The organism is Macrococcus carouselicus, assembly GCF_004359515.1.
In the GTDB taxonomy this organism is placed as follows: domain Bacteria; phylum Bacillota; class Bacilli; order Staphylococcales; family Staphylococcaceae; genus Macrococcus; species Macrococcus carouselicus.
Map to the genome: position 1 here is coordinate 47,682 of NZ_SCWD01000007.1, position 11,699 is coordinate 59,380.

Consider the following 11,699-nt stretch of genomic DNA (forward strand, 5'->3'; position numbering starts at 1 on the left):
ATTATTCCTCCTCGTTTTTAATGACAATATGATGTGCACGACATCTAGGTTCATAACTTTCATTCGCCCCGATCAGAATGAGCGGGTCATCGATGCGGGCAGGTTTACCGTCAATCAGCCTCTGTGTACGAGAAGACGGTGAGCCGCAGACTGCACAGACCGCCTGCAGTTTTGTCACATGCTCACTGATCGCCATGAGTTCAGGAACCGGTTCAAAAGGTACGCCCTTGAAATCCATATCCAGCCCGGCGACAATCACCCGGTGACCACGACCAGCCAGTTCTGTCGCAACTTGAACGACCCCGCTATCAAAAAACTGTACTTCATCAATGGCTACAATATTAACGTCACTGCTGACATGCTCAAGGATTTCCGAGGAATCTGTGACGTTAAACGCTTCTACTTTCGAGCCATTATGTGAGACCACTTCATTATTACTATAACGATTATCAATCTGCGGCTTAAAGACGACCACTTTCTGTTTCGCATACAGGCCTCGTCTGATCCGTCTGATCAATTCTTCGCTCTTGCCGCTGAACATACTGCCTGCAATACATTCAATCCAGCCAGCAGGGTAACTTTCATACATAAATCTTGCCACCTTTTTAATACATAATCGCTTCATTATATCATAAAATGCAGACGGTGAGAGTGGGGTATCAAGAAGGATTGACGGAAACTCTGAATCCTTCATTATTCTCCATCATTCCATAAAAAAAGTTCCATCATTCATCAGATGAATGTGGAACTCTTTGAAGCAATTATTCGTTGCTTGATTTAAAACCAAATTTTTTGTTGAAACGCTCAACACGTCCATCCGCAGATGCGAATTTTTGACGGCCAGTGTAGAATGGGTGTGAATCTGAAGAGATATCTAAACGGATAACTGGATATTCGTTACCGTCTTCCCATGTCATCGTTTCATTTGAAGAACGAGTTGAACCGCTTAAGAATTTAAAGTCAGTCGTTGAATCTAAAAAGATTACTTTGCGGTACTCAGGATGAATGCCTTGTTTCATTATTTTCAGCTCCTTTGCCCTGAACCATCCGGAACAGAGTTATTCGTGTTATACACGTCAATACTTACATATTATATAGGGATTGCTTCCAGAATGCAACCCTTAAATAATCGGTCTGCCGCTCTTCGCGCTATCAGCCATTCGCTGGCTTAACTGGTCAAAGAAATCTGCATTACTGTCACTTTGCTTCAGGCGTCTTAAAAAACGTTCAGTGAAGTCAGGCGCTTCAGTGAACAGATTTCGCAGCTGCCAGACCATATCGAGTTCCGTCTTATCCAGCAGGAGTTCTTCTTTACGCGTTGAGCTCCGACGAATATCAATGGCCGGATAGATACGTTTCTCGGCAAGTCTGCGGTCGAGCGTCAGTTCCATATTACCTGTACCTTTGAATTCCTCGTAGATCATATCATCCATACGTGAACCTGTTTCCACAAGGGCAGTTGCGAGAATCGTGAGACTGCCGCCTGCCTCAATGTTACGGGCTGCACCGAAGAAAGCTTTTGGTTTATGCAGACTGGCTGGATCAAGTCCGCCTGATAACGTACGTCCGCTCGGGGGGATGACCAGGTTATAGGCACGAGCGAGCCGCGTGATGGAATCCATCAATATAATGACATCCTCACCGAGTTCAACAAGACGCTTCGCACGTTCAAGTAGCAGTTCCGCCACTTTGACATGATGTTCAGGTGGCTCATCGAATGTTGAATGTACGACTTCTGCCTGCTCAACTGAACGCTCCAGATCAGTCACCTCTTCCGGTCGCTCACCTACAAGCAGAATAAAGAGTTTCGCTTCAGGATGATTGGTACAGATTGCATTCGCTATCTCCTTTAATAAGGAGGTCTTACCTGCTTTCGGCGGTGCAACAATCATGCCGCGCTGTCCGAAACCGATCGGTGTCACGAGATCCATAATACGCGTCGAGTATGCATTTTTTGTCGTCTCAAGTTTAATCCGGCGGTCCGGATATAACGGTGTCAGCGCCTGGAAGTGAGGGCGCTTCTTCACTTCCTCAGCATTCTGGTCATTAACGAAATCGACCTGCAGCAGACCATAATATTTTTCATTCTCTTTCGGTCTGCGTACTTTACCGGTCACTTTATCCCCGCGTTTAATCTCAAAGCGACGGATCTGACTGGCGGAGATATAGATATCTTTCTCACCTTTAGAATAGTTGACTGTTCTTAAGAAGCCGTAACCGTCTGGCTGTATGTCATCCAGTACGCCTTCCATATAATAATTGCCATCCTGCTCCATCTGTTTTTCCATGATAGCAAGAACAAGCTCTTTTTTATTCAGTTTGCTGTAATTCACAAGCCCTAGTTCTTTAGCGCGCGCTGTCAGATCTTTTGTCGTACTGCTTTTATACAACGCATCAAATGATTCATACTGAGGACTGGTTCGTTGTTTGTCAGTCATATTACACCTTCTATTAAATTATTATTCATTTCAGTGATTGAAACTAAGGAGGAAAAGGGGAAGCCTTGCGATGAACGTACATAGTTTATCATACTACATGGCAAAAAGAAAAATCAGCATGCGTCTGCATGCTGATTAACTATTAAATTTTATCCGAATCCCCGATAGTCAGGCCCGGCTTTTTCTCAAGACTGTGACGACCCTGGACAAAACGAACAGTTCCTGATTTAGCACGCATAACAAGTGAATGCGTCGTTGCAAATCCCCCTTTGAACTGAACACCTTTCATCAGTTCACCGTCAGTAACAGCAGACGCTGCGAAGATGGCATCATCTCCTTTGACCATATCATCCAGCTGAAGTACCGTATTCGGTTCGATACCCATCTTACGACAGCGTTCTTCCTGCTCTTGATCTTCCGGTAACAGAATGCCCTGGAAATCACCGCCGAGTGCCTTAATGCCTACAGCAGCAATAACCCCTTCAGGCGCACCGCCTGAACCGAAGAGAATATCAACGCCTGTGAAATCGAAGGCCGTGTTAATTGCTCCTGCCACGTCACCGTGCTCGATTAACTTGATACGCGCACCTGTTTCCCGAATTTCTTTGATGATATCCTGATGACGCTCACGGTTAAGAAGTGTGGCAGTCACTTCAGTGATGTCTTTGTTCTTCGCTTTTGCGACTGCATGCAGGTTCTCGCTGACGCTCTTCGTAATATCAACCACGCCTTTACATTCAGGTCCGACTGCAATTTTCTCCATATACATGTCAGGCGCATGGAGTAATGTCCCTCGGTCACCGACTGCAAGGACAGTCATCGCATTCCAGCTACCTTCAGCAACAAGAGTCGTTCCTTCCAAGGGATCAACTGCAATATCAATCGAAGGACCTTCTTTAGTCCCGAGTTCCTCACCGATATAAAGCATCGGTGCCTCATCCATCTCACCTTCACCAATGACAACAACGCCGTCCATCGGAATGGTATCAAATACTGTACGCATCGCAGTTGTCGCCGCATCGTCCGCCTCATTTTTCAATCCTTTACCTACCCAGCGAGCACTTTGAAGAGCTGCCGCCTCTGTAACACGAACTAATTCCATCGATAAACTACGTTCCATTTTTCATTCTCCTTTATCCGTCTGCTTAATATTCACAAATAGTATAACACATTTAGCATAACGTTATGCCACGTTATCTTAAAAAATATACATCAGAATAATTCAACATAAAAAAAATCCTGCCAGGCAGGATTTCAGTGATTCAGTTCAAGATTGTTCTGAGCCCATTCTTCAATGGGTATCATTGCCTGACTAAGCGCGTAACCTTTTGGTGTCAGGACATATTCAATAGACAGTGGTGTCGTTGTCACTATTTTTTTCTCGATTAATCCCCAGTCCGCAAGTTCGCCGAGCTTTAGGCTCAAGGCGCGCGGTGTTATAGATTTCAGATCTCTTTTTATATCAGAAAAATGTGCACTGTGATTGTCACATCTAGAAAGATAATTGATCAATAACCCGTTCCAGCTTCTACCGAGGATTTTAAATGTCTCTTCTAAATAAGGACAGATTTCCATATTCCTCACCTCTTACTGCTATTATACATTAGTATAAAAAATATATCAAATATAATAAATATATAAAAGACACCTCAGATTGAGGTGTCTTTCCATTATATCTGTTCGCGCCAGATATCTGCCCCAAGCGCCTTTAACTTCTCAACGATACCGCTATAGCCGCGGTCGATATGTCGTACGTTATAAACAGTCGTCACACCCTCAGCGGCGAGACCTGCTATCACAAGACAGGCACCTGCACGCAAATCGCTCGCTGCAACTTCCGCACCGGTCAACTTCGATGGTTTGATATAAGCAGTGCCTGATTGCTCACTGATATCAGCGGACATGCGCTTCAGTTCATCAACATGCTTGAAACGTGCCGGATAAATGGTGTCAGTGACCGTACTACCCGCATTCGCCATGAAAAGTAACGGAGTAAATGGCTGCTGAAGGTCTGTTGCAAAGCCCGGGTAGACGTTCGTTGTAATATTGAGAGGTTTTAAATCATCTGATTGACGAATCACAGCATTGTCTTCTCCGATTTCAATATCGACACCCATCTCTTTTAATTTAGCAGTCAGTGGCTCCATATGAAGAGGAATAATATTCTCAATCACTACCTCCTCGCCCATAGTTGCTGCCGCACACATATATGTACCCGCTTCAATGCGATCAGGAATAATCGTATGAGTAGTACCATGAAGCTTTTCGACACCTTCGATTTTAAGCGTATCTGTGCCGGCACCTCGGATTTTAGCACCCATATTGTTCAATAGTGTCGCAACATCGACGATTTCCGGCTCTTTTGCCGCGTTTTCGATTACGGTTTTTCCTTCAGCCATAGAGGCTGCAAGCATAATATTGATCGTTGCACCGACAGATACGACGTCCATAAAGATTTTAGCCCCGCGCAAATTCTCTGCGTGCAGATGCATACCGCCTTCATCACTTGTCACAGTTGCACCCAGTGCTTCGAAGCCCTTAATATGCTGATCGATAGGACGAGGGCCGAGTGGACATCCGCCTGGTAAGCCGATTGTACATTTTTTGAATCTTGCCAGCATCGCACCCATCATATAGTAAGAGGCCCGCAGAGACTGCACTTTATGATTCGGTAGTGGCAGATTGACTGCTTCTGATGAATCGACGATCAAAGTATCGCCTTTCAGCTCAGTTTTAATATTCAAGTCACCAAGCAGACTCATCAATGTAACGACATCAGATATATCCGGTAGTCCGTCCAGTTTCACAACATCATCAGCCATTAATGTGGCCGGAATAAGGGCAACTGCACTGTTCTTTGCTCCACTGATCTGGACTCTACCGTTCAGCAGCTTGCCACCTCGTATCTTGATTACCTCTTCTGACATATTCGTACTCCTTTTCACGTTTTCAGCCATTCTATATTTAACAGTACATTTCCCGAGAAATTTCTAGGTTTTTAGTTAAAATTACAAGATTTGCGATTTTAAATATAATCTAAAATACATTACAAAGTCAAGAAAAGCACACTTCATAAATGAAGTGTGCTTTTCGGAAGTAGTATCATTAAGCTTTATTAGAAGTACCGAATTCACGGATTTTACCTTGAACAGTCGCTTTGATGGCTTCACGAGCAGGTCCAAGATATTTACGTGGATCATAAACTTCAGAATCATTGTTTAATGTTTCACGCACTGCTTTAGCAGATGCAATCTGATTTTCAGTGTTGACATTGATTTTTGCAGTACCTAAAGAAATAGAATGCATAATATCTTTAGTCGGAATGCCTGTACCACCATGCAATACTAATGGTAAGCCAGTCGCTTTACCGATCTCTTCCATTTCTTTGAATCCTAAGTTAGGCTCACCTTTGTAAGGACCGTGAACCGAGCCGAGTGCCGGCGCTAAGCAGTCAATACCTGTTTTTTCGACAAGTTCCTGACATTCTTTAGCATCAGCATATACTACGCCATCAGAAACTACATCATCTTCCTGTCCACCGACGCGGCCCAGTTCAGCTTCTACTGATACACCTTTAGAATGTGCATAGTCTACAACTTTTTTAGTGATTTCTACGTTCTCTTCAAATGAATGGTGTGAAGCATCGATCATCACTGAAGTGAAACCAGCATCAATCGCTTCTTTACACTTTTCAAAGCTTGAACCGTGGTCTAAATGAATAGCGACAGGAACAGTGATATTCATGTCTTTCATTAAACCTTCAACCATTTTCACGACTGTATAGAAGCCACCCATATATTTTCCTGCACCTTCAGAAACACCTAAAATAACCGGTGCATTTTCTTCCTGAGTTGCACCTAAAATCGCTTGAGTGAACTCGAGATTGTTGATGTTATACTGACCTACAGCATAACCACCTTCTTTAGCCTGAATTAACATTTCTTTCATAGAAACTAATGGCATGGAAAAATCCTCCTTATGTGCATTGCACAATTATTGTGTCTTCAGTATAACAAAGACGTCTGACGTTTGTATAATAATACGCAGAACTACTGTAATTTTTCAGCAATCTGTAACACCTCTCTCATGCCGAAGGGTTTGGTCAGAACGCCTGACGCACCGAGCTGATATAATCTCTCCACTTCGTCAGCTGATTGAAACGCTGATATTACATAGACGGGCGTATCAGTGCATTTCTTCATTTCCACCAGCGTCTCTTCTCCGTTCATGACAGGCATCCTTTTATCCATCATAATCAGGTCGTAATGAACGCGCTTTACCATCTTCAGAGCAATCAGACCATTTTCAGCCTCTTCAACTGTATGTCCATTCAACGAGAATATTTCAGTTAAAAGCAATCTGATATTGGCTTCATCATCTATAACTAGAATCCGCATGGTTGTATTCGGCCTCCTTTTTATACTAAGATTGTACTATATATGAACGTCAATAAGCATGAAAAGGAAGGATCATAATGATTAAGATTTTAGGCACACAGCTAAATGGTATCTTTCAGAAGATCAATGCACAGGAGACTGAAATTGATATCGCGGCCCGCTTACTGTCGCAAGCGATTATCGGCCAGGGAACGGTCTATGTCAAAGGATTCGGTGATTTAAGATATTTTGAGGAGTTCATTACAGCAGGTGATGAAAAGCTACCGGATTCTGAAAGAATGATTACAGAATCCGTCCTCGACAAAACAGACCGGGTTCTCATCATGGCTGACCATTACGATGAGGCTGTGATTGAATATATCACTGATCTTGCAGAAAATGACATCGATTATGTTCTGGTGTGCAATAAAGACGAACGGATTGACAGCATGAACTTCATTGATCTTTCTACTCCGCGTGCCATTGTACCAACAGAAGACTTCAGTCGCATTATCACGCCTCACGTCATGGCGATGAACTATATTTATTACATCCTTTTTGCGACCATCAAAGAAATGCTGGACGAGGAAGAATAAAAAAGAAACGCCTTGTCAGATGACGAGGCGTTGTCTATTATTTGATCGTCGCTTCAATGAAATCTCTGAATAATGGTTGCGGACGTGTTGGTCGTGACAGGAATTCCGGATGGAACTGACAGGCAACAAACCATTTATGGTCAGGAATCTCGATGATTTCCACCAAGCGGCCATCAGGTGATGTGCCTGAGAAAACCAGTCCTTTTTCTTCCAGATGTCCACGGAATTCATTGTTGAATTCATAACGATGGCGATGGCGTTCTTCAACTAGCGGCGAGCCATAAGCCGCATGGGCCTTCGTACCCTCAGTTAATTGACAAGGATACAGACCAAGACGGAGCGTTCCACCTAAATCTACGACATCTTTCTGGTCCGGTAATAATGAGATAACCGGGTAAGGCGTGTTCGGATCAAGCTCAGATGAATGGGCATCTTTTAAACCGACTACATTACGTGCGAATTCAACCGTTGCAAGCTGCATACCTAAACAGATACCGAAGAATGGAATATTGTTTTCACGTGCATATTGAGTCGCAAGGATCTTACCTTCAATACCACGTTCGCCGAAGCCACCCGGCACCAGGATACCATCCACATCCTTTAATTCCTCTTTAAAGTTAGAGACATTCAGATGCTCTGAATTCAGCCATTTGATTTCAATATCCGTGCCAAACTGATAGCCTGCATGTTTAAGTGCTTCAACAACTGACAGATAAGCATCCGGCAGCGCCACGTATTTACCAACAAGCGCAATTCTGGTTTTGCCATCTAAATTGCGCACAGTGTCAAGAAGCTGCGTCCATTCAGTCAGCTCCGCTTCTTCATCTGCCTGTAAACCTAAACGTTTCACAACGATGTCATCCATCTTCTGCGCTTTCAGTGCGAGTGGAATCTGATAAAGTGTATCTGCATCACGACATTCAATCACTGAGTTTTTATCGATATCGCAGAACAAGGCAATTTTATCACGCAAGTCCTGTGTCATCTCATATTCTGTTCGCACGACAATCATATCAGGCTGAATACCGAGACCACGTAATTCTTTCACACTGTGCTGAGTCGGTTTTGTTTTCATTTCTCCCGCCGCTTTAATATAAGGCAGCAGCGTACAGTGGATATACATCACGTTCTCACGGCCAAGATCGCTTTTGATCTGACGGATTGACTCAAGGAAAGGTAACGATTCGATATCCCCTGTAGTCCCGCCAATTTCAGTGATAACGACATCCGCATGCGTGCTTTCGCCCGCTTTAAGTAAACGTGCTTTGATTTCATTTGTAATATGAGGAATAACTTGTACTGTTCCCCCTAAATAGTCGCCGCGACGTTCTTTTTTAAGCACATGTGAATAGACTTTCCCTGCAGTCACGTTGGAATACTGATTTAAGTTGATATCAATGAACCGCTCATAGTGACCTAAGTCGAGGTCTGTCTCTGCACCATCATCCGTTACGAACACTTCACCGTGCTGATATGGACTCATCGTACCCGGATCGACGTTCAGATACGGATCGAACTTCTGAATGGTGACGTTAAGACCACGGTTTTTAAGCAGTCGTCCTAAGCTTGCTGCAGTAATCCCTTTACCAAGTGATGATACGACGCCACCTGTTACAAATATAAATTTAGTCATAATGACCTCCCAGAAATTAAAAATAAAAAACGCTCCTTTTGCAAGCGCAAAGGGAGCGTATATTAATACGTTGTCCTAGTTAAAGGAGCCCAAGTAAAATAATAATCATTTTCGACTAAGAAGTCAATCATCTAAATGAAAAATTAGAGTTCTTCTTCATCTTCCTCAAAATCTTCTTCGTCTTCTTCAAACTCATCTTCTTCAACAACGAGACCTGCTTGATCCAGCTCATCTTCAACATCTTCGTCCTCTGGGTCTTCCAGGTTCTCTTCATCGTCCCCGCCTTCAACGATGATATCAAGCTCATCGTCCACCTCTTCTTCACCAAGAAGTGCAATGTTCGCGTCATCCTCATCGTCGTCAAGAACTTCGAACTTCTGAACAGTCGGTGCGATTTTTTCTTCGATATCATCTACTGAGTACCAGTCCCGGAGTCCCCAGATATTCTCACCTGTAGAAAGAAAACGACCATCTGTATTTAAGTCTGTATAGAACTGGACCACACGTGTTTCAATCTCTTCATCTTTATAACCACCGATTTTTTTGAACTCATCGATGATGTCGTATAAGCCTTGATCCTTACCTTTTTCCATTAAATAAAGATACGCCATATCGATGAAAGAATGCTCATTCATCATTTCTTTAGTATATTCACTGATTTTCATTATTAATTCGTCCTTTCACATCAGGCAGTCGATTTTTATTCACCCTAAATCATAACAAGAATATTAATAATTTACCAGTATATATTTAATGTCAGTACTTGATCAACTTGATAAGATGACGCGGGTCAGCCGGGTCAACCTGAACAAAATTGCCGTTCAGATAAGGTTCAGCTTCGTCTGTCTCAACCTGCAGACGATCCACTTCCGGATAATACTTTCTAACGAAGGTCGCCAGTTGTCTCAGCGCACTTTCACGTATTTCATCATCAGCAGGGGTAAACTCGCTGATGCGGGCAATATTCTTCTGGATAGCCAGCATGATGTGACCCACATTTTCACCGTCTTTATCGAGCAGAATTTTATTATTCTGTCTGATAAGGCGTAATTTAGAGACATACTGGCCTGATAAATCGAGATAATAGAGACGTTCTTTGCCGATTGGTCCTTCTGGATTAGTAGCCAGATGAAGGAAACCTGCACGTTCATAGAGATTCCATGCCGCCTGGTTTTCTGCGTCCACCACTAAAAATAAATCTTCAAAATCCGGGAACACACGCTGTACGAATACCGGTATATTCATCATGATCTCTGTCCCGTAACCATGTCCCTGATATTTGGAATTAATCGACAGGCTTCTGACGTAGACCGCATTAATCGGCGTCTCATATCCTTCATGCTGATAATACTGATGCAGCACAAAAAATCCGACTACCTTATCCTCTTTATTAAGAACGACGCAAGGCCGTCTATTATGATCCATCAGCCCTTCTTCCAGCACTTGAACCGGCAGAGATGAATAAATCATCTGTCGCTCCTCCAGTTCGAATGCCTCCAGCTGTTCTCTATATTCCGCGCTATACTGCACAATATCAATCTGCGATCCTTTAAATTCCATACTCTTAAGCCTCCACCATATTTATTATCTTACTCATTTATACCCCGTTTCTGTCGAACTTCAGCAATTTAAATTGTGAACTTGTTTTACAACTTCTCTTTCAAGTTGTAATATAATAACCAAAAAGATGAAGAGGTTCTAACATGAAATTTGGTATTGATGCCGGCGGTACACTTGTTAAGATGGTAAAAGAAGAAAATAATCAGCGTTTTTACTCCAAATATTTATCAACTGAGATTGAAGAGGTCGCTGAGATGCTCAAACAGTTTCCTGAGGCGGAAGTGGCACTGACAGGCGGCAAAGCCACTTATCTGCAGAGTCTCATTCCGCAGGAGGCTTTTCAAAGTATCGAATTCGATGCCACTTTCAAAGGGATTCAGACATTCCTCAAGCAATATCAGCATCCACTTGAAAACTATATTTTTACAAATGTAGGTACAGGAACATCGATTCATCATGTAGAGCGAGATAAGCAGGAGCGTGCCGGCGGGACTGGTGCAGGCGGCGGAATGATTCAAGGGCTCGGTTACCTTCTTACCGGTGAAACAGATTTCGAAAGACTGGTGACCCTGGCAGCACAAGGGGACAGAGATAATATCGACCTCAAAGTCAAACATATCTATAAAGGAGATAAGACGCCGATACCCGGTGAACTGACAGCAGCCAACTTCGGTCGTGTACTTCATACGAAAGATCATGTAACCTATTCAGATGCCGATAAATTAGCTGCTGCAGTCGGCGTTGTCGGCGAGACTGTCACAACTGTCTCCATCCATGCGGCCCGTGAGTTCAACGCAGAATATGTCGTCTATATCGGGTCATCTTTCCTCGGTAATGACCTGCTCAAGGAAGTTGTTATGAGATATACAGTTCTGCGCGGATTCAGACCTTATTTCATTGAGAACGGGGAATATTCAGGCGCACTCGGCACACTTAAGTTAATGGAAGAAAATTAAAAGAGAGGCACGCTGAAGTGACCCCCGAAAGTTAGACTTTTTTGGAATGGAGAAATCCATTCCTTTTTTTATGCAGTTTTCAAACTTAGAGTTTTCTCTCTGAACCCTACCGGGCTCATCCAGTTCAGTCTAGATTTAAT

General features: G+C 43.3%; 13 protein-coding genes. 2 read left to right on the forward strand and 11 right to left on the reverse strand.

Annotation, left to right across the window (positions count from 1 at the left end):
- Position 1 precedes the first annotated feature (1 nt).
- The 8 genes from ERX40_RS10495 to ERX40_RS10530 form a co-directional block, all read right to left on the reverse strand.
- The gene (locus tag ERX40_RS10495) at positions 2 to 589 is read right to left on the reverse strand and encodes a thymidine kinase (protein WP_133418454.1); all 588 of its coding nucleotides are present in this window, start codon (positions 587 to 589) and stop codon (positions 2 to 4) included.
- 172 nt (positions 590 to 761) lie between these two features.
- On the reverse strand, positions 762 to 1,019 hold the full coding sequence (locus ERX40_RS10500; protein WP_133418455.1) for a type B 50S ribosomal protein L31: 258 nt from the start codon (positions 1,017 to 1,019) through the stop codon (positions 762 to 764).
- Positions 1,020 to 1,121: 102 nt separating this feature from the next.
- A complete protein-coding gene (gene rho / locus ERX40_RS10505) occupies positions 1,122 to 2,438 on the reverse strand; it encodes a transcription termination factor Rho (RefSeq protein ID WP_133418456.1) in 1,317 nt (438 codons plus the stop codon).
- Between the two features lie 142 nt (positions 2,439 to 2,580).
- Complete coding sequence (gene glpX / locus ERX40_RS10510; RefSeq protein ID WP_133418457.1) at positions 2,581 to 3,558, reverse strand: class II fructose-bisphosphatase; 978 nt, start codon at positions 3,556 to 3,558, stop codon at positions 2,581 to 2,583.
- Between the two features lie 134 nt (positions 3,559 to 3,692).
- Positions 3,693 to 4,013: a winged helix-turn-helix transcriptional regulator gene (locus ERX40_RS10515; RefSeq protein WP_133418458.1), complete on the reverse strand. Its 321-nt coding sequence runs from the start codon at positions 4,011 to 4,013 to the stop codon at positions 3,693 to 3,695.
- Positions 4,014 to 4,108: 95 nt separating this feature from the next.
- Positions 4,109 to 5,365, reverse strand: a complete 1,257-nt coding sequence (locus ERX40_RS10520; RefSeq protein ID WP_133418459.1) for a UDP-N-acetylglucosamine 1-carboxyvinyltransferase — start codon at positions 5,363 to 5,365, stop codon at positions 4,109 to 4,111.
- 178 nt (positions 5,366 to 5,543) lie between these two features.
- Positions 5,544 to 6,401 carry a class IIb fructose-bisphosphate aldolase FdaB gene (gene fdaB, locus ERX40_RS10525; RefSeq protein ID WP_133418460.1) on the reverse strand — a complete coding sequence of 286 codons (858 nt, stop codon included), beginning with the start codon at positions 6,399 to 6,401 and terminating at the stop codon, positions 5,544 to 5,546.
- Positions 6,402 to 6,487: 86 nt separating this feature from the next.
- Positions 6,488 to 6,835, reverse strand: coding sequence for a response regulator (locus ERX40_RS10530; RefSeq protein WP_133418461.1), 348 nt, complete (start codon positions 6,833 to 6,835; stop codon positions 6,488 to 6,490).
- A 77-nt stretch (positions 6,836 to 6,912) separates the two neighbouring features.
- Here ERX40_RS10530 and ERX40_RS10535 point away from each other — a divergent pair, with 77 nt between their 5' ends.
- Positions 6,913 to 7,410 (forward strand): DUF2529 family protein, encoded by a 498-nt coding sequence (locus ERX40_RS10535; RefSeq protein WP_133418462.1) that lies wholly within the window; start codon positions 6,913 to 6,915, stop codon positions 7,408 to 7,410.
- 37 nt (positions 7,411 to 7,447) lie between these two features.
- On the opposite strand, the gene ERX40_RS10540 is transcribed toward ERX40_RS10535, so the two are convergent.
- The 3 genes from ERX40_RS10540 to ERX40_RS10550 form a co-directional block, all read right to left on the reverse strand.
- The gene (locus tag ERX40_RS10540) at positions 7,448 to 9,043 is read right to left on the reverse strand and encodes a CTP synthase (protein ID WP_133418463.1); all 1,596 of its coding nucleotides are present in this window, start codon (positions 9,041 to 9,043) and stop codon (positions 7,448 to 7,450) included.
- 143 nt (positions 9,044 to 9,186) lie between these two features.
- Positions 9,187 to 9,708, reverse strand: a complete 522-nt coding sequence (rpoE, locus tag ERX40_RS10545) for a DNA-directed RNA polymerase subunit delta (protein ID WP_133418464.1) — start codon at positions 9,706 to 9,708, stop codon at positions 9,187 to 9,189.
- Between the two features lie 91 nt (positions 9,709 to 9,799).
- Positions 9,800 to 10,603: a GNAT family N-acetyltransferase gene (locus ERX40_RS10550; protein WP_133418465.1), complete on the reverse strand. Its 804-nt coding sequence runs from the start codon at positions 10,601 to 10,603 to the stop codon at positions 9,800 to 9,802.
- Positions 10,604 to 10,746: 143 nt separating this feature from the next.
- On the opposite strand from ERX40_RS10550, the gene coaW reads away from it, so the two are divergent.
- Positions 10,747 to 11,559 (forward strand): type II pantothenate kinase, encoded by an 813-nt coding sequence (gene coaW, locus ERX40_RS10555; protein WP_133418466.1) that lies wholly within the window; start codon positions 10,747 to 10,749, stop codon positions 11,557 to 11,559.
- The last annotated feature ends 140 nt before the right edge of the window (positions 11,560 to 11,699 follow it).

Coding starts and splice junctions, on each gene's coding strand:
- fdaB (WP_133418460.1), bottom strand. CDS start 6,401: ATGCCATTAGTTTCTATGAAAGAAATGTTAATTCAGGCTAAAGAAGGT.
- glpX (WP_133418457.1), bottom strand. CDS start 3,558: ATGGAACGTAGTTTATCGATGGAATTAGTTCGTGTTACAGAGGCGGCA.
- ERX40_RS10550 (WP_133418465.1), bottom strand. CDS start 10,603: ATGGAATTTAAAGGATCGCAGATTGATATTGTGCAGTATAGCGCGGAA.
- rpoE (WP_133418464.1), bottom strand. CDS start 9,708: ATGAAAATCAGTGAATATACTAAAGAAATGATGAATGAGCATTCTTTC.
- ERX40_RS10515 (WP_133418458.1), bottom strand. CDS start 4,013: ATGGAAATCTGTCCTTATTTAGAAGAGACATTTAAAATCCTCGGTAGA.
- ERX40_RS10495 (WP_133418454.1), bottom strand. CDS start 589: ATGTATGAAAGTTACCCTGCTGGCTGGATTGAATGTATTGCAGGCAGT.
- ERX40_RS10530 (WP_133418461.1), bottom strand. CDS start 6,835: ATGCGGATTCTAGTTATAGATGATGAAGCCAATATCAGATTGCTTTTA.
- ERX40_RS10500 (WP_133418455.1), bottom strand. CDS start 1,019: ATGAAACAAGGCATTCATCCTGAGTACCGCAAAGTAATCTTTTTAGAT.
- ERX40_RS10520 (WP_133418459.1), bottom strand. CDS start 5,365: ATGTCAGAAGAGGTAATCAAGATACGAGGTGGCAAGCTGCTGAACGGT.
- ERX40_RS10535 (WP_133418462.1), top strand. CDS start 6,913: ATGATTAAGATTTTAGGCACACAGCTAAATGGTATCTTTCAGAAGATC.
- coaW (WP_133418466.1), top strand. CDS start 10,747: ATGAAATTTGGTATTGATGCCGGCGGTACACTTGTTAAGATGGTAAAA.
- ERX40_RS10540 (WP_133418463.1), bottom strand. CDS start 9,043: ATGACTAAATTTATATTTGTAACAGGTGGCGTCGTATCATCACTTGGT.
- rho (WP_133418456.1), bottom strand. CDS start 2,438: ATGACTGACAAACAACGAACCAGTCCTCAGTATGAATCATTTGATGCG.